The following is a 17,359-nucleotide window of genomic DNA, read 5'->3' on the forward strand; positions in this document are numbered from 1 at the left end:
ATTGATCACATGGGATTGGATCCACGCATCTTGGAGAAGCTGCGGCTCGGCCTGAGCGATGACGAGCGTCGTCTGGTGATCCGCTCGGCCACCGGCAGCGAGGAAGTCACGGAATATTCGTTCGGCATCGAGGAGGAGTACTTTCTCGTCGATGCGCAGACGCGCGATGTCGCGATCCGCACGCCGGACGATCTGTTCGAGGCCGCCAACTGGTCGACCGGCGGGCAGGCCATGCGCGAGATGCTGCAGGCGCAGCTCGAGGTCGCCACCAACGTGCATGTCGATGTCGGCGATGCGCGCGAGGAGCTGAAATTCCTGCGGCGCGAGGTTGCCAGCGTGGCGAGTCAGTATGGCCTGACCATCCTGGCCTGCTCCACGCATCCCACCGCGACGTGGCGCAGCTCACAGCCGAGCCCCAAGCCGCGCTACGCGGAGATGATGGAGGACCTCCGCATCGTCGGCCAGCGCAACATGCTATGCGGCATGCACGTGCATGTCCAGTTGCCGGACCCGGACCTGCGCTTCGCGGTGATGCGGGCGATGCTCCCTCACATCCCGGTGTTCGTCGCGCTGTCTGCGTCCTCGCCGTTCTGGAATTCGCGCGAGACGGGCCTGAAGGGCTATCGGCTCGCCGCCTATGACGAGCTGCCGCGCAGCGGCCTGCCCGAGCTTTTCACCTCGAAGCAGCAATATGATCGCTATGTCGCGGCGCTGACGAAGTCCGGCGTGATGCCGGACGAGAGCCATGTCTGGTGGGCGATGCGGCCGTCGCTGCGGCATCCGACCTTGGAGTTGCGTGCGCCCGACGTCTGCACGTCGATGGATGACGCCGTGGCGATTGCCTCGCTCTATCGCGCTTTGGCACGCTACCTCTATCTCAATCCCGATCTTGCGGAGACCGTCGGCAATGTCGAGCGCGCTATCGCGGTCGAGAACAAGTGGCGGGCGCAGCGCTATGGCACCGACTGTCTGTTCGTGACCGAGGACGGTCCCGTGACGGGCCAGGAGATCCTCAACCGCATGATCGCGGATGTCGCACCGCATGCGGAGGCTCTTGGATGTCTCGCCGAGGTCGAGCACTGCCGCATCATCATGCAGTTCGGCAGCTCGGCCGACTATCAGCTGCAGGCCTATCGCGAGTCCGGCGGACAGTTGTCGGCCGTGACGCGCTGGATCGAGGCCGCGACGGTGTCGCGCGCCGAGCCGCCGCGCTCACAGGCACCGGTCGAGCCGGCACAATGACGCGGGCCTAGGTCGGCTGCCTGATCACACGGCCGTCGCGCGCGATGAGGCGGCCGTCCTTGTAGACTGAGCGGCCCTTTGGCACGGCGACGACGGCCTCCGGCACGTGCTCGGCATCGAGGGTGACGAAGTCGGCCCGCGCGCCGACGCGCAGGCCGTAGTCCGCAAGCCTCAAGGCCTTGGCGCCGGCTTCGGTGACGAGGTCAAAGGCCATCCGCAACTCGTCATCGACATAGAAGCCGGAGCGATAGCCGACCATCATGGCGCGGTTCAACAGATCGCCGTCGCCATAGGGCCACCAGGAATCGCGGATGTTGTCGTTGCCGCTGAACACGGTGACCCCCGCCGCGCGCAGCACCGCCACCGGCGGGAAGGGCCGCGCGCCCGGAGCGTTGGTCATGATGGCGACGCCAGACGCCGCCAGGACGTCGGCAATCTTCTTCAGCGGGTCAGCAGGCAGGTCGCCGAGCGCGTAGGCGTGGCTGACCGCGACGCGACCTTGCATGCCGAGGGCGCGCGTGCGCGCCGCGATCTGCTCCAGCTCGAACAGGCCGAGCATGCCCGGATCGTGCAGATGGATATCGACATCGACGCCGTGCTTGTGGGCTGTGCCGAACACGACGTCGAGGTGCTTTTCGACGTCGCGGTCGAAGCTCGCGGGATCGAGCCCGCCGACGAGGTTGGCGCCGAGCCTGATGGCCTCGTCGAGCAGCTCGCGCGTGCCCGGGCTCTTGAGGATGCCGCTCTGCGGAAAGGCGACGAGCTGGATCTCGATCAGCTCGCGATACTCGTCGCGGACGCGCAGGATCGTTTCCAGCGATGTGAGGCCGACGGAGCCGTCGACCATGACGTGGCTGCGCATCCGTGTCGTGCCGTGGCCGATGCAGAGATCGAGCTGGTTGCGGGCGCGCACGTCCATCGGCGCCGCCGCCGCCATGTTCTGCGCCTGGAACGTGACGCGCTCATGCACGTCGAAGCCGTTGGTGCAGGGCTTGTGCGGCTTCCAGGCATCGCCGTAGAAGCTGGTGTCGAGATGGACGTGGCCCTCGACGAAGCCGGGCACGACCAGCGCGCCGCCGAGATCGATCACCTCGCGCGCCTCAGGGCGCTCGGTCTCAGCGAGAAGCCCGCTGATGCGGCCGCCGTCGACCGTGATCGCATGGCGCGCGCCGCGGTCGAGCCGCGCATTGATGAACAGCTTGTCGACGGCCATGCGCAACATCCTTCCCATCTATCCGCCAGCATCGGAGCCGCCGGAGGGCGGTCCGATGCTGGTGCCGATGAGACCACATTCTTGGCCAGGAGCCGCGACAGCCGCAAGCGTCTTCAGGCGGCGATCGCCTGCGGCAGTCCGGCGAGCCAGTCGCGCGCCAGCGTCACATCCGCCTGCGACAACTGGTGCCCCGCCGGAAGCGTCGTGTGGGTCACGTCGGCACCGGCCTCGGTGAGCTGCGTGCACAGCTTCGCCGAATTGCTGGCGGGTACGATCGGATCGGCGAGCCCCGACAGCATCAGCACCGGCCGGCGCGCGAGCGTGGCGGCCGGAGGATGCGCCAGCGGCACCATGGCGCGGAACAGCACTGCACCGGTCAGCGCTTCCGGCTGCAGCAGCAGCAGCGCGGCGGCGATGTTGGCGCCGTTGGAATAGCCGACCGCGACCGGCGCTCCGATCCCGTAGTGCTGACGCGCCTCGCCGATGAAGGCGCCGAGCTCCAGCGCGCGTCGGCGGACGTCGTCCTCGTCGAACACGCCCTCGGCAAGCCGGCGGAAGAAGCGCGGCATGCCATGCTCGAGCACCTGGCCGCGCGGCGACAGCAGGGCGGCGCCGGGCGACAGCGTGGCGCCGAGCGGCAGCAGATCGTTCTCGTCGCCGCCGGTGCCGTGCAGGAGCAGCAGTGGAGCTGCTCCCGGTGTGCGTCCGGGCTGGAAGCGGTGGGTGAAGGACAATGCCACGGTCATGATGCGGCCTCTTCGAGGTTGGGCAGCGCGCCTTCGATCTGCTTGCGGTGCGATTCGAGGAAAGCGGGCAGCTTCAGGTTTCGTCCGAGCTCGGCGACCGGCTCGTCGACCGCGAAGCCCGGGATATCGGTCGCGATCTCGAACAGCACCCCGCCAGGCTCACGGAAGTAGATCGAGCGAAAGTAGTTGCGGTCCTTCTGCTCGGTCGGATGCAGGCCGTGGCGATCGACCAGCCGCTGCGCCATCACGCCCTGTGCGGCGTCATCGGCGGCGCGGAAGGCGATGTGATGCACCGACCCGGCGCCCTGCGCGCCGCGCAGGAAGCCCTTGGCCTCGTAGATGTCGACCACGCTGCCCTGCGCGTCGCCCGGCGCCTTGAAGCGGATGACCGAGCCTTCGCGGCCTTGCTCTGCAAAGCCGAACACATCGGTCAGCACGGCGGCGGTCTTCTCGGCGGAGTCGAGCAGCAGGGTCACGCCGTGGAAGCCGCGGATCGCGTGCTCGGCCGGAATGTCGCCATTGCTGTAGCCGGGCTCGTTCTCCGCGCCGGGGACGCCGACCAGCGCGAGCGCCATGCCGTCCGGATCGGCGAACGGCAGCACGGATTCACCGAAGCGCTTCTCCAGCGCCTCATAGGCGATGCCCTTCTCGGTCAGGCGCTGCGTCCAGTAGCCAAGGGAGCGCTGCGGAACCCGGAACGCGGTCTGGTGGGTCTCGCCGACGCCGCGGCGGCCCGGCCGCACGCCGGCCCAGGGGAAGAAGGTCAGGATGGTGCCGGGGCGGCCGGTCTCATCGCCGTAGTAGAAATGATAGGTGCCGGGATCGTCGAAATTGACCGTCTTCTTGACGAAGCGCAGCCCGAGGTCGCGGGTGTAGAAGCCGAAATTGCGGATCGGATCGCCGGCAATCGCAGTCACGTGGTGCAGTCCGGGCATGTGGGTCTCCTGTCGATGGGCCGCCGAAAGGGCCGTTGATTTCCTGGGCACAATATTGGCCGGCTTTGATTTGGAGACAATCCGTGCTCTTGTGACGTCTCTGTCTACGATTTGGCGACAATGGCGGGCCTATGGACAAGCTGAGCAGCCTGCGGGCCTTCGTGAAGGTGGTCGAGAGCGGCAGCTTCGCCGAGGCCGGCCGGCAGTTGCGGCTGTCGCGCTCGGCGATCTCGAAATATATCGGCGAGCTTGAGCAGAGCCTCGGCGTGCAGTTGATCGTCCGCACCACCCGCCATGCCAGCCCGACCGAGACCGGCCAGCTCTATTTCGAGCGTGCAGTCTCGATTCTCGCCGAGCTCGACGCCGCCGATCAGGCCGTCAGCCAGTCGCAGGCCGCGCCGCGCGGGCTCTTGCGCGTCAATGCGCCGATGTCGTTCGGCACCATGCGGCTCGGTCCCGTCGTCGCCGATTTCATGGCCCGCTATCCCGAGCTGCAGTTGCAGATCGTGCTGAGCGACGACCTGCTCGATCCGGTCCAGGACGGTTTCGATGTCACCTTGCGGATCGCCGAGCTGGAATCGTCGAGCCTGGTGGCGCGGCGGATCATGCCGGTGGAGCGCGTCATCTGCGCCGCGCCGGCCTATCTGGCGCGGCACGGCACGCCTGGCAGCCCGGAGGAGCTGCGCCGCCACACCTCGCTGACCTACGGCTTCCTGTTGACTGGCAATCAGTGGAAGCTCACCGGCCGCGACGGCGACCACTGGGTCCAGCCGGCGTGGTCGTTGTGCGTCAACAATGCCGAGGTGCTGCGCGACGTCGCCATCATGGGACAGGGCATTGCGCTGATCCCGCGCTTCATCGCCGCGGACGCGCTCGAGAGCGGCGCGCTGACCGCGATCCTCGCCGATTACGCCGCGCCGCCGCTCGCGCTCTATGCGATCTATCCGCCGACGCGGCACCTCTCGGTGAAGGTGCGGCTGTTCATCGACTTTCTGGTCGAGCGCTTCGGCAAGGAGCGCGACGTGACCAGCCCGTAGGCTGCAATTGAACTGCAAATCGCCTCGAACCTTTAACCGGGCGCTGATAGTGTTCCGAACCGGCAGCAGAGGGAACGATGCATGGGGCGGCTGAGCACGCATATTCTGGACACGGTCAGGGGCAAGCCCGCGGCCGACGTCGCGATCGATCTCGATGTCCTCGAGCCGGACGGCTCCTGGCGCCGCGTCAAGCAGGTCCGGAGCAATGCCGACGGGCGCACCGACCAGCCGGTGCTGGCGGACGATGACTTCGCCATCGGCACCTACATGCTGACCTTCCATATGGGAGCTTATTTCAAGGCCCATGGCCTCGCCTTGGGCGACCCGCTGTTTCTCGATCTGATCCCGCTCCGCTTTTCCGTCGCCGATGCCGGCGCGCACTATCATGTGCCGCTGCTCGCGACTCCCTGGAGCTACCAGACCTATCGCGGGAGCTGATCCGGATGAGTGCTGACGTCTATCCGCGCGACATGGTCGGCTACGGCCGCACGCCGCCGCATCCGCGCTGGCCCGGCGATGCCCGCATCGCGGTGCAGTTCGTGATCAACTACGAGGAGGGCGGCGAGAACAACATCCTGCACGGTGACGCTGCCTCCGAAGCCTTCCTCTCCGAGATCGTGGGCGCCCAGCCGTGGCCTGGCCAGCGCCACATGAACATGGAGTCGATCTACGAGTTCGGCTCGCGCGCCGGCTTCTGGCGGCTGTGGCGGATGTTCACCGCGCGCAAGCTGCCGGTGACGGTGTTCGCGAGCGCGATGGCGCGCAATCCGGATGCTGTTGCTGCGATGAAGGAAGCCGGCTGGGAGATCGCCTCCCACGGCCTGAAATGGATCGACTACCGCGATGTCCCCGAGGTCGACGAGCGCGCCGATATCGAGGAGGCTATCCGGCTCCATACCGAGCTGACGGGCGAGCGGCCGCTCGGCTTCTACCAGGGCCGCACGTCGGAGCGCACGCTCGACATCGTGTTGAACGAGCAGGGCTTCGTCTACAGCGCCGATTCTTATGCGGACGAATTGCCGTACTGGATCGCAGGGCCGCACGGCCCGCAACTGATCGTGCCCTATACGCTCGATGCCAACGACATGCGCTTCGCCACCCCGCAGGGCTTCAATTCCGGCGACCAGTTCTTCGCCTATCTGAAGGACAGTTTTGATACGCTCTACGCGGAGGGCGCGGAGAGCCCGCGCATGATGTCGGTCGGGTTGCACTGCCGGCTGGTCGGCCGCCCCGGGCGCGCGGCCGCGCTGGCGCGCTTCCTCGACTACATCACGGGTCATGACAAGGTCTGGGTCGCGACCCGGCTCGACATCGCCCGGCACTGGATCCGGACGCATCCGCCGGCCGGTGCGTGGCGGCCCTCGCAGATGTCGCGCGTGCTGTTCGTGGAGCGCTATGGCGACATCTTCGAGCACTCCCCGGAGATTGCCGACCGTGCCTATCGCGCCGGCCTGTCCGCATTCGACGACGCCGCGGATGCGCTGCATACGACGCTCATGAACGTCGTCCGTGCCATGAGCCGCGACGAGAAGCTGAAGCTGATCCGCGCCCATCCGGAGCTCGCCGGCCGCGAGGCGCTGGCGGGTGAGATGACGAACGACTCGATCGGCGAGCAGGGTCGGCTCGGCTTCACCTCGCTGTCGCGCGCCGAGTTCGAGCGCGTCGCCGACATCAACCGCCGCTATCGCGACAAGTTCGGCATGCCGCTGATCGTCGCTCTGGCGCTGCACGCCGACCGCCCCTCGGTCATCGCCGAGATGGAGCGTCGCATCGGCAACGACCCGGACACCGAGATCGCCAACGCCATCGACCAGATCGGTCACATCACCCGGGCCCGGCTGGCGAAGAAGTTCGATCAGGACTGAGCAAGGATCCGCTCGGCGTCGGCAGCGACATCGAGCAGCAGGCGGTCGTGGCCGCGGGCCGCGATGAGTTGCAGACCGAATGGCAGCCCGTGAACGTTGGCGCCGCAGGGGATCGAGATCGCCGGCACGCCGGCGTGATTGGCGTAAGGCGTGAACACCGCATGCGCGCGCGGGCTCGCCGGCTTGCCGCCGATCTCGGACGGGCCGAGCTGCGTGAACGGCCAGGCGACGCAGGGCACGGTCGGCGCCAGCAGCACGTCGGCCTGTGTGAAGAAGCTTGCGAAGGCCCGCGCGATCTGCGCGCTTGCCTCGAGCGCACGCGCGACGTCGGCGCCGCTCAGGCCGAGCCCGCGCTCGATCTGCTTGGCGATATCTGGATCGAATTGCGCCGGATCATTGTGGAAGGCATCGCCGTAGAGCGCGGCCAGCCCGGCATGCTGGAGCGGCATCACCGCGTCCTCGGCAAGGCCGGCCGGCCAGACGGGATCCTTGTGGACGATCGGCATGCCGCCGGCGCGGAGGCGGTCGACCGCCCGCCGCAGGCCAGCGCTGATGTCGTCATCGACCGCGACGTCCAGCCCGAGCCGCGGCGAGAACGCCACGCGCGGCGGCGTTGCATGATCCGCCGCGGCCACATCGAACGTATCAGGATCGCGCGGGTCGGCGCCGGCCATGATCTCGAACGCAAGCCTGGCATCGCCGACATCGGCCGCGATCGGCGCAATCACCGAGATGCGCCAGAATGGCTCGGGGAATCCCGGGCCGTAGGGAATGGCGCCGAACGACGGCTTGAAGCCGACCACGCCGACATGGGCCGGCGGCCGGCGGCTCGAGCCGCCGGCATCGGTGCCGATCGCGAGCGGCACGAGCCCAGCCGCCACCGCAACGGCGGGACCGCCCGACGAGCCGCCGGGCGTGAGCTGCCGGTCCTGCGGATGAACGGTCGGTCCGAACAGCCGCGAGGTCGTCACGCCCTTGCAGGCGAACTCGGAAGTTGCGCCGATGCCAACGATCACGGCGCCAGCGCGGCGCAACCGCGCGATCGCGATCGCATCCTCGGGCGCGATGAAATCAGCGAACAGCCGCGAGCCCTGCGTGATGCGCCAGCCCTCGACCCAGATGTTGTCCTTGACCACGATCGGCACGCCGGCGAGCCGCATTGCTTCGCCGGCGGCCACGCGCGCATCGACGGCATCGGCCTCGGCGCTCGTTCGCGCCGGATCTGTGGTGACGACGGCGTTGAGGTCATGGGCCGCCGCGATCCGCGCCAGCGCCTGCTCGGCCATCTCTCTGGCGGTGCTTTGCCGCGCCATGACGGCGCGTGCGATGTCACTTGCGCGCATGGGATCGCTCCATCAGCAGTACGGCTGTGCCTGCGGCCGCCGTCAATCCGAGTGCGACGAAGCTGCCGCCGAGTCCCACGCGGGGAGTCAGCAGCGCGACGAGCAGCGGTGCGGCGACAAGGCCCAGGAACGAGGCGGTGAGCACTGCGCCTGTCGCCTCGGCGACGCGTCCGGGCTTGGCGAGATTGGCGATCTCGGCGATGAACACGCCGTTCCAGCCGCTCGCCGTCAGCCCGAACACGATCGTGAGCAGGATCAGGATCGATCGGCTCAGCAGTGGCCCGCAGAGACCGAGCAGCATCGCGCAGACGGCCATGCCCACGCCCGCCATCACCAGCACGGCGCGCGCCGAGCGCAGGCGCGTCGCGACCACGCCCCAGCCCAGCCGTCCCATCAGGCCGGCGCCTTGCGCCGACGCCAGCACCCAGCCGGCCTCGACATGGCTCAGCGCGAGCTCTGACGTGCCGAAGCTGACGAAGCAGGTATTGAGGATGACCTGCATGCCACTGAACGGAATCGAGGCGACGGCGAGCGCGGCCATGCGGCGGTCGGCGCTGATCAGTCGCAATCGATCGAACAGGCCGAGCCGCGGCATGGTTGGCGGCGTCATGGCATAGGCCGGTCTGAGACGCTCGAAGCCGGCGACGGCGATGGCGGCGCAGACGATCACGGCGGCATAGGCGGAGCTCGGCGCCAGCAGCACGGCGATCGGCGGCAGCAGCAGCGAGCCGACGACGGCGCCGATCTGGTTGCCGGTCTGCCGGATCGAAAACACCATCGCGCGCTTCTCGGCCGGCACGAGCCGTCCGAGAAGCGCCGAGCTTGCCGGTGTCTCCGGTCCGACCGCAAGGCCGAGCATCAGCCCGGCCCCGAGCAGCGCCCATCCGCTCTCCAACAGCGCCAGCGACATGCCAGCGCAGACGGCGACCGCGCACAGGGCCGCCACGCGCAGCGAGCCGACGCGCTGGACCAGCGTGCCGCCCCAGAACGAGGAGACGAGGCTGATGGTGAAGGCTGTGGTGGAGAACAGCGACAGTTGCTCGATGCTCAGTCCAGCGCGCGGCGCCACGACGCCCGGCGCGAACAGCGCCAGCGACACCAGGGCCTGCAGCGCGGTCATCGCAGCGACTGCAGGCCACAGCGGCGGCGCTGGCGTTGATGCTTGCTTCGCGGCTATCATGCCGCGACAACCTGATGGCGGAGCACGAAATGGCCGGTGGAATCTCGGTTCATGCGGTTGATGTGGCGAACGGGCGCCCCGCGCGTGGCCTGCGCGTCGCGATCTGGCGCGTGACGCCCGATCGCACGCTGCTCGCGGAGGGACAGCTCGGCGCCGATGGCACTCTGCAGGCGCCGGTCGTCGAGGGCCACGGCGTGACCGCCGGCGAGTATGAGGTGCTGTTTCATGTCGGCGAGTTCTTCGGGACTGGCGCTCAGACGAAATTCCTCACCACAGTGCCGTTTCGCTTCGCGATCGACAAGGTCGAGGAGCACTTTCATCTGCCGCTCAAATTCACTCCCTGGGGCTATTCGATCTTCCGTGGGGCCTGAGGTACAGCTCGCGCCGTCGTACGCTGATGGTTGGACGATCCTGCCTGCCAAGGAAATACTCGTCATGCCCGTGTCCCGGGCATCCACGTCCATCCACGATCGCCGGCCGACGTGGATGGCCGGGACAAGCCCGGCCATGACGGCTTGGAGTTGGACGGGCACGAACTCCCAATTTCAGGAACGGGCACTCAGCCTCAACCCGTCAGCCGCTTCGACAGTCCGGTGGTGCGCTCCATGATCGTCATCAGCGCGATCGTGGCAATGATCAGCACGCTCGACAGCGCGGCGATGGTGACGTCGAGCTTGCCTTCGAGGTCCTGCCACATGCGGATCGGGAGCATGTCGGTGGCGGCGTCGCGCAGGAACAGCGACACCGGCACGTTGTCGAACGATGACATGAAGGCGATGAAGGCACCGGAGATGATGCCGGGGCGGATCAGCGGCAAGACGATGCGGCGGAACGTGTAGAGCCTGGAGGCGCCGAGGATCGCCGAGCTTTCCAGCAGGGTCGGCTCGAGCTGGGCCAGTGCCGCGACGGTGTTGCGGACGACATAGGGCACGCAGACGATGGTGTGGCCGATCACCAGTGTCAGCAGCGACACCGGTAGGCCGATCAGCGAGAAGAACATCAGCGCCGCCAAGCCGAAGGCGAGTGCCGGCAGTACCAGCGGCGACATGAACAACGAGTCCAGGAGCTTCGCCGTGAGCGTCTTCGAGCGCGAGATCGCCAGCGCCGCGGCGACGCCGAGCATGATCGACAGACCCGTCGACCATAGCGCGACGACGACGCTGTTGCGTGCGGCGAACTGCAGCTGCCAGGCGTTCCACAATTCGACGTACCAGCGGGTCGAATAGCCCGGCGGCGGGAATTTCAGCGAGAAGCCGGACGTGAAGGAGACGATCACCACGACCAGCGACGGCGACACGATCAGGATCAGCGCCAGCACGGCAACCACCGTCATCACGATCTGGAAGCTCAGCGCTTCCCAGTTGCGCTGGCGCTGGCTCATCTGGCGTCTCCATAGCCGCGCGCACGCCGCCCGAGTGTCGAGAACAGCGCGACGATGGCGAGCACTGCGAACAGGAAGATGATCGAGATCGCCGCCGCGAACGGCCAGTTCTGCAAGGTCGAGGCCTGCTGATACAGATACATCGGCATGAACAGCATCTGACCGCCGCCGACCAGCGACTGCGTGATGAAAGCGGTGATCGCAGCCGCATAGGTCAGGGTGCAGCCCGCGATGATGCCTGGCATCGACAGCGGCAGCATCACCTTGACGAAGGTGCGCCAGCTTCCGGCGCCCAGCGAGGCCGAGGCGTCGGAGAGATTGGGATCGATGCGGCCGATCGCGGTGATCAGGGGAAGCACCATCAGCGGCATCTGTACCTGCGCGAGCGCCGCGACCAGTCCGCCTTGCGTGTAGATCATGCGCAGCGGCGTGCCGATCAGCCCGAGCGATTGCAGCACGGAGTTGATGATGCCCTGCCGGCCCAGGATCACGATCCAGGCGAAGGTGCGGACGACGACGCTGGTGAGCAGCGGCAGCAGCACGATCATGATGATCAGGGTCTGCACCCGGCTGCCGGAGCGCTGGTACAGCCAGGCGATGGGATAGCCGAGCACGAGACAGGCGAGCGTCACCTCGGCGCCGAGCAGAAGCGTCGAGCCGAGCACGGCGAGGCTGAAGGGGTCGGTCAGGAATTTGACGTACTGGCCGAGCCCCCACACCGTCGCCGCGGTGTCGTTGTGCAGCGAGAGAAAAAGAAGTTGCGCCAGCGGCAGCACGAAGAAGATCGCGAACACCAGGCCCAAGGGCAGAGCAAGCCCTAGGCTGAAGCTGGTCACGTCTCCAGGTGCGGTCGTGGCGCTCTTCATCGCGTCAGATCTTGATGTCGCGGTTGAACTTCTCGATCCAGGACGCGCGCTGCTCGTTGATCTTCTTCCAATCCTGGAACACGAACTTCTTCTTCAGCTCCGCGGTGTCCTTGGCCAGCACCTTTGCGATCTCGCCGGACATCGCGACCTTGGTGTTGGTCGGCACGATCAGATACGGTGAGTTCATCAGCGTGGTCTGCACCTCCGGTGACAGCGCCGCCTCGATCAGCTTGAAGGCAAGCTCCTTGTTCGGTGAGTTCTTGACGATGTGGATCGTGGTCTTGAAGGCGATCGCGCCTTCCTTGGGCGCCACGAACTCGACGGGCACGCCGCGCGCTTTCAGGATCTGGATGGCGTTGAAGTTGCCGGGCGAGATGTCGATCTGGCCCTGCTGGAACAGGGTCGCCAGCGCGCCGGGATTGGCGGCGACGGCGGCGAGGTTCGGCTTCAGCTCCTCCAGCGCCTTGAAGCCTTCGTCGACATTGGCTTCCGAGCCGCCGCGCATGCGCGCGATCTCGACCAGCCAGCCGGTGCCGAGCGTGGAGTTCAGATTGGTGATGCCGACCTTGCCCTTGAACTCGGGCTTCCACAGATCGGCCCACGAGGTCGGCGGCGTCTTCACCGTCTCTGGATTGTAGGTGAGGCCGACGACCTGGAAGAACGGCGCCGGGCCCATCGCGTCCTGCGCTTCCGGAATCAGGTCCTTGAAATAGGTGCTCTTGTCGGCTGGGTAGGGCTCGACGAGATCCTGGCCGATCGCGACCAGCGCCGGACCCGGGTCGTGCAGCATGACGTCGATCGGCGGATTGGCCTTGGCGGCGTTGACCTTGGCGATCTGGTCGACCGACAGCATCGGATCGAGCACGATCGCCGCATCGGCGTTGGCCTTGCGGAAGGCAGGGACGAGCACGGCTTTATGTGCTTCTTCCCAGCTGCCGGTGAAGGTCGCGAACACCAGCGGCCGCGCCTGCGCGAGGCTCAAGCCCGGGAAGGCGTGCATGGCTCCCAGCGTCAAGGCGCTGGTCAGGAGCCGGCGGCGATCAAGCATCATGTTCCACTCCGATGTGTCTGTTGGTCTATTGCGGGAAGACGGTGGCGAGGCCGGGTGCGATCGGTGCGACCCGCACCGGGGCGCCGGCCTCGCGCAGCGGCGTGCCGCCGGTGCGGGCCTGCGAGATCTTGATGCTGGATCCGTCCTTGGCCTTGATCTCGTGGACGACGGTGGCGCCGAGCGGCAACGCCATGCCGATCTCGCCCGCAAAGCCGGTGTCGTCGCTGACGAAGGTGAGGTGCTCGGGACGCAGGCAGACGGTGACCTTGTCTGAGGCACTGACCGGATGCGGTGCGCGCGCGATGATCTCGCCGCCGGCCTCCAGACCAACCTTGACACTGCCCGCGTCGGTCGCGATCACGGTCCCCTTCATCTTGTTCGCCGTGCCGACGAAGCTGTTCACGAACAGCGTCTGCGGTTGGTCGTAGATCTCGGACGGCGTGCCGAACTGCTCGAAATGACCATGGCTCAGCACGGCGACGCGGTCGGCCATCGACAGCGCCTCCTCCTGGTCGTGCGTCACGATCAAGGTTGTGGTGCCCGCCATGCGCTGCAGCCGCTTGACCTCGATCTGCATGTCGAGCCGCAAATTCTTGTCGAGCGCAGCGAACGGCTCGTCGAGCAGCAGGATCGACGGCTTGATCGCCAGTGCGCGCGCCAGCGCCACGCGCTGCTGCTGTCCGCCGGACAACTGCCGCGGCAGCCGCTCGCCGAACGGGCCGAGCTGCACCATGTCGAGCAGCCGCTGCGCTTCCTTGTTGCGGGTCGCCTTGTCGACGCCGCGCGCGGCGAGGCCGTAGCCGACATTCTCGGTGATCGAGAGATGCGGAAACAGGGCGTAGTTCTGGAACACGATGCCGACGGCGCGGCGGTTGGGCGGCAGCGCGTCGACGACGTCGTTGCCGATGATGACGCGCCCCTCGCTCTGGCCGATGAAGCCGGCGATGATGCGAAGCAGCGTGGTCTTGCCGCAGCCCGAGGGCCCAAGCAGGGCGATGATCTCGCCGCCTTTCACATCGAGATTGATGTCGGAGACGGCCATCGTGCCGCTGGCGAAGCGGTGCGTGATCCGATCCAGAACGAGCGACTTGGCTTCCGATACGCTGGCCATGGGCTTCCTGCTCTATTCGTTTGAAAAAGCAAGAAGCGTGCCGCCTTTTCAGGCAGTGGCGGCTGCTTGTGTACAAAAGAGGGTGTGACAGGTACGCCAGTATTAAGATGCCATTCCAGCTAGGAGGCACGGGCGTGCGCCGACGGCGATGCGCTCCCTCGCCCCGCTTGCGGGGAGAGGCACGGATCGAGCAAGCCCACTAACAGTGCCGTCCAGCTAACCGTCGCGATGCTCCAGCCGTGCGGCCAGCGCCGCGGGCAAGCCCGTCGTCGGCTTCGCGGCGGGGCGGCGGAAGGTGCCGGCGGTGGCTTTGCGCATCTTCAAGGCGAGCAGTGCTTCGGCCTGCTTCACCGCCGCGATCACCTGATCGACCACCGGCACCGGGATACGATGCGCGACGCGGGCCGCGAGGCCGGACAGCGGCGCGCCGGCGAAGATCAGGACGTCGGCCTCGTTCTCCTCGACCGCGCGCAGCGCCAGCTCGACCAGCAGCTCCTCCTTCTCGTGCTGCACGTCGGAGATCTGCTTGAAGCTGCCGTCGAGCATGCGGATGCCGGCGCAGCGCTCCATCAGCCCGTGCATGCGCACGCACTCCTCGTACCAGGGGCCGAGCGCCTGCGCGAAGGTGACGATCGCGAAGCGCCGTCCGGCCATGCAGGCCGTCAGCATCGCGGCCTCCGCAAGCCCGATCACCGGCACGTCGAACAGCTCGCGCGCCGCGAACAGGCCGGGATCGCCGAACGCGGCGATGATCGCAGCGTCGAAGGTGCCGTGACGCTCCGCCAGCATCTCCAGTGCGACGGCGCCGCCGATCTGCGCCTCGGCGCGGGTGGCGATGTAGGGCACGCCGCGCGGCGCGGTGCAGGGGATCAGGGTGGTGCCGGGCGCAGCAGCCTCCCGGCCGACCTGCAGCATCAGGTCGGTGATGTCGGTGCGGATGTTGGGATTGAGCAGCAGGATGTTCATGGCGCCTCGCGAGTGGATATGCGAGCTTGCCCGAGGGATTGCCGCATTGTCCACAACGGTGGCCGTCAGAGCGCGCCCTTGACCACGATGCCTATCAGCGTGGCGAGCAGAGACAGTATTGCACCAAGGCTGAGCAGCCGCCGCAGCTTCAGGAACCAGGCTCGTCGATCGTCGCCGCCGAAGCTGAACTCATCGTAGACCAACGCGGTCAGCAGCGCGGCTTCGAGCAGCACCAACGCGGGCAGCGGCGGCAGCAACAGCGCGACCCAGCCGAGCAGGGACGGCGTCACCCCCCAGCTCATGCGCGGCCAGACTGCCAGCGCCGGCGTCTGCACGGCGACGCCCCAATGGATCGCGCCGAGAAAGCTCACGATGACCGCGCCATAGCCGATCTGCGCGCGCAGCGCGGCCAGCCGGATCGGATCGTCACCTGCAATCACCAATCCGGCGAGGCCCGCGAACGGAATCAGCCCGGCGAGGCCGAGAATGCGCATCGGAGCGGGGACGCCGGACATCATGACGCTAGCCTCCGCGGCTCCTGGCGATCGCAGTGGGCGTCCGGCCGCGGTCGGATCGGCAGCGGTCCGAGCAGTATCTCACCTCGTTCCAGTCGCGTGCCCATTTGCGCCGCCACGCAAACGGGCGGCCGCACGCAGCGCATATCCTGGTCGGCAAGTCGGCCTTGCGCCGCATCTTCGGCATGGCGTCACCACGGGACCCGCATGCCGCGCCGGGGCAGGGCGGCATCTGCCGCCTCCCTGCCGGAACGCGTCGCGGTCCGCTCGTCCGTCACGTTCGCCCTCGCCGATCAGTGCGACGCGCCGGCTCCGGCCGGCACCGTCCACGCTGAACAACGATCGATGGGCGCCGCCGGATCAGTGGCCGGCGGGGCGCTCGTGGTTGCGGCTCAGGCTTTGGTCACGTGGACGGCGGGCGTGGTACCGCCGTTCCACTTGCCCTCGATCGCGCGCTCGATCTGGGCGGCCAACTGCAGCAGCAGGCCGTCGTCGGCCTGCTTGCCGATCGCCTGGATGCCGAGCGGCAGGCCGTGCTCGTTGGTCGCGAGCGGCAGCGAGATCGCCGGAATGCCGCAGAGGTTGGCGAGCGGCGTGAACGCGAAGTTGCGCCAGAGATTCTCGAACCAGTCGAGCACGTCCGGATTGTCGCTGATCGTCAGATATTCGGTGGTGCCGATCTTCGGGGTCGGCAGCGCCGTGATCGGCGTCAGGATGATGTCCCAGTCCTCGAAGAAGGCGCCGAAGGCGCGCGAGGTGGTGTTGAACACCGCCTGCATCGCCGCGCGCTCGGCGAAGCTGGTATCGCGGCCGGCCTCCCAGATGCGGATGTTGATCGGCTCGATCAGCTCGGCCGGCGGCCGCTCGAGCTTGCGCGACGCGAGCAGGTTGTTGATGACGATCGCGAAGTTGGAGATGTAGCAGGTGGTCTGCGCCGCGAATGCGGCGCGATAATCCAGGTCGGGCAGCGCGTAGTCGACGTGGTGGCCGAGGCCCTCGAGGAACTTGCCGACACGCGCCAGCTCTGAAGCGATGTGCGGCGCGGCGCGATAGTCGCCCCATTGATGCGACAGCGCGATCCTGAGCTTGCCGGGATCGCGCTTGATCAGCTCGACGTAAGGCTCCGGCGTGGTCCAGTACGGCATGAACTCGCCCGGCGCGCCGCCGCGGCAATGGTCGACGAACGCCGCGGTGTCGCGCACGCTGCGCGACTGGCAGCCCTGGATCGAGACCAGGCCGCTTAGATCCGACAGATGCGGCGCGATCGAGAACACGCCGCGCGAGACCTTCAGCCCGATATTGCCGTTGACGCCCGCGGGAATCCGGATCGAGCCGCCGCCATCGGTGGCATGCGCGATCGGCACCACGCCCGCCGCGACCATGGCGGCACTGCCGGCCGACGAGCCGCAGGTCGTGTAGTCGGTATTCCACGGATTGCGCGTGACATAGACGGCCGGGTTCTCGGCCGAGCTGCAGACGCCGAACTCCGGCGTGGTGGTGCGGCCCATCAGGTTGAGGCCGGCCTTGCGCATCTTCGCCGTCAGGTGCGTGTCGGCGGCGGGACGGTTGCCGCGCATGAACAGCGAGCCCTGCTCCTGCAGGCGCCCGGCCATGGTCGGCCCGAGATCCTTCATCAGGAACGGCAGGCCGGCGAAGGCGCCGTCGGCATTGGCGCCCGCCTTGATGGGATCTTCGACGGCGTCGGCGAAGACTTCGACCACGCCCGATAGCGCGGGATCCACCTGGGCAATGCCTTCAGCCGCCTGCCGCGCCAGCTCCGCCGCCGTCAGCTCGCCGCTGCGAACGCGCGCCGCCAGCGCCATGCCATCATGCCGGGCCCACTCGTCCCAGCTCATCGCCAACGTCATCTGTCTTCCGATCCTTGCGCGCCGACCATCGATGCTACGC

General features: G+C 67.5%; 18 protein-coding genes. 5 read left to right on the forward strand and 13 right to left on the reverse strand.

All coding sequences use genetic code 11. The features are described 5' to 3' along the window. Positions 1-9 precede the first annotated feature (9 nt). Complete coding sequence (locus ACQR13_RS05145; RefSeq protein WP_434862624.1) at positions 10-1,242, forward strand: carboxylate-amine ligase; 1,233 nt, start codon at positions 10-12, stop codon at positions 1,240-1,242. A 7-nt stretch (positions 1,243-1,249) separates the two neighbouring features. On the opposite strand, the gene ACQR13_RS05150 is transcribed toward ACQR13_RS05145, so the two are convergent. From ACQR13_RS05150 to ACQR13_RS05160, 3 genes are all read right to left on the reverse strand, one after another. Beyond that, the gene (locus ACQR13_RS05150) at positions 1,250-2,455 is read right to left on the reverse strand and encodes an amidohydrolase family protein (protein WP_316172722.1); all 1,206 of its coding nucleotides are present in this window, start codon (positions 2,453-2,455) and stop codon (positions 1,250-1,252) included. Between the two features lie 113 nt (positions 2,456-2,568). Further along, positions 2,569-3,201, reverse strand: coding sequence for an alpha/beta hydrolase (locus tag ACQR13_RS05155; RefSeq protein WP_316172721.1), 633 nt, complete (start codon positions 3,199-3,201; stop codon positions 2,569-2,571). Then, positions 3,198-4,136, reverse strand: coding sequence for a ring-cleaving dioxygenase (locus ACQR13_RS05160; protein ID WP_316172720.1), 939 nt, complete (start codon positions 4,134-4,136; stop codon positions 3,198-3,200). Before ACQR13_RS05160 ends, ACQR13_RS05155 begins: the two co-directional genes overlap by 4 nt. 131 nt (positions 4,137-4,267) lie before the next feature. Between ACQR13_RS05160 and ACQR13_RS05165 the strand changes: the two genes are divergently transcribed. The 3 genes from ACQR13_RS05165 to puuE all read left to right on the forward strand — a co-directional run bounded on the left by ACQR13_RS05165 (position 4,268) and on the right by puuE (position 7,038). Next, entirely contained in the window at positions 4,268-5,173 is a 906-nt protein-coding gene (locus tag ACQR13_RS05165) for a LysR family transcriptional regulator (RefSeq protein WP_434862625.1), read from the forward strand. A gap of 81 nt (positions 5,174-5,254) precedes the next feature. Beyond that, entirely contained in the window at positions 5,255-5,611 is a 357-nt protein-coding gene (gene uraH / locus ACQR13_RS05170; RefSeq protein WP_434862626.1) for a hydroxyisourate hydrolase, read from the forward strand. A gap of 5 nt (positions 5,612-5,616) precedes the next feature. Beyond that, a complete protein-coding gene (gene puuE / locus ACQR13_RS05175) occupies positions 5,617-7,038 on the forward strand; it encodes an allantoinase PuuE (protein WP_434862627.1) in 1,422 nt (473 codons plus the stop codon). Here the strand turns inward: puuE and ACQR13_RS05180 are convergent. Further along, a complete protein-coding gene (locus tag ACQR13_RS05180) occupies positions 7,029-8,381 on the reverse strand; it encodes an amidase (RefSeq protein WP_434862628.1) in 1,353 nt (450 codons plus the stop codon). The two genes, puuE and ACQR13_RS05180, sit on opposite strands and share 10 nt — an antisense overlap. Further along, positions 8,368-9,561 carry an MFS transporter gene (locus tag ACQR13_RS05185; protein WP_316200349.1) on the reverse strand — a complete coding sequence of 398 codons (1,194 nt, stop codon included), beginning with the start codon at positions 9,559-9,561 and terminating at the stop codon, positions 8,368-8,370. The genes ACQR13_RS05180 and ACQR13_RS05185 overlap by 14 nt, the downstream gene beginning before the upstream one ends. A gap of 29 nt (positions 9,562-9,590) precedes the next feature. On the opposite strand from ACQR13_RS05185, the gene uraH (ACQR13_RS05190) reads away from it, so the two are divergent. After that, positions 9,591-9,932, forward strand: coding sequence for a hydroxyisourate hydrolase (gene uraH, locus ACQR13_RS05190; protein WP_316200373.1), 342 nt, complete (start codon positions 9,591-9,593; stop codon positions 9,930-9,932). 194 nt (positions 9,933-10,126) lie between these two features. Here uraH (ACQR13_RS05190) and ACQR13_RS05195 read toward each other — a convergent pair whose 3' ends face one another. The 8 genes from ACQR13_RS05195 to ACQR13_RS05230 form a co-directional block, all read right to left on the reverse strand. Further along, positions 10,127-10,942 carry an ABC transporter permease gene (locus tag ACQR13_RS05195; RefSeq protein ID WP_315713685.1) on the reverse strand — a complete coding sequence of 272 codons (816 nt, stop codon included), beginning with the start codon at positions 10,940-10,942 and terminating at the stop codon, positions 10,127-10,129. After that, complete coding sequence (locus tag ACQR13_RS05200) at positions 10,939-11,808, reverse strand: ABC transporter permease (RefSeq protein WP_315713686.1); 870 nt, start codon at positions 11,806-11,808, stop codon at positions 10,939-10,941. The genes ACQR13_RS05195 and ACQR13_RS05200 overlap by 4 nt, the downstream gene beginning before the upstream one ends. 4 nt (positions 11,809-11,812) lie before the next feature. Beyond that, positions 11,813-12,859 (reverse strand): ABC transporter substrate-binding protein, encoded by a 1,047-nt coding sequence (locus ACQR13_RS05205; protein ID WP_006615317.1) that lies wholly within the window; start codon positions 12,857-12,859, stop codon positions 11,813-11,815. A gap of 25 nt (positions 12,860-12,884) precedes the next feature. Then, entirely contained in the window at positions 12,885-13,970 is a 1,086-nt protein-coding gene (locus ACQR13_RS05210; RefSeq protein WP_434862629.1) for an ABC transporter ATP-binding protein, read from the reverse strand. Positions 13,971-14,186: 216 nt separating this feature from the next. Then, positions 14,187-14,936 carry an aspartate/glutamate racemase family protein gene (locus tag ACQR13_RS05215; protein WP_315713689.1) on the reverse strand — a complete coding sequence of 250 codons (750 nt, stop codon included), beginning with the start codon at positions 14,934-14,936 and terminating at the stop codon, positions 14,187-14,189. 65 nt (positions 14,937-15,001) lie between these two features. After that, positions 15,002-15,454 (reverse strand): DUF3429 domain-containing protein, encoded by a 453-nt coding sequence (locus ACQR13_RS05220; protein ID WP_434862630.1) that lies wholly within the window; start codon positions 15,452-15,454, stop codon positions 15,002-15,004. A 4-nt stretch (positions 15,455-15,458) separates the two neighbouring features. Continuing rightward, a complete protein-coding gene (locus ACQR13_RS05225) occupies positions 15,459-15,638 on the reverse strand; it encodes a DUF2256 domain-containing protein (protein WP_315713691.1) in 180 nt (59 codons plus the stop codon). Between the two features lie 205 nt (positions 15,639-15,843). Then, positions 15,844-17,319: an amidase gene (locus tag ACQR13_RS05230; RefSeq protein ID WP_316169576.1), complete on the reverse strand. Its 1,476-nt coding sequence runs from the start codon at positions 17,317-17,319 to the stop codon at positions 15,844-15,846. Positions 17,320-17,359 lie beyond the last annotated feature (40 nt).

The organism is Bradyrhizobium sp. HKCCYLRH3059, assembly GCF_051168035.1.
Taxonomy (GTDB): domain Bacteria; phylum Pseudomonadota; class Alphaproteobacteria; order Rhizobiales; family Xanthobacteraceae; genus Bradyrhizobium.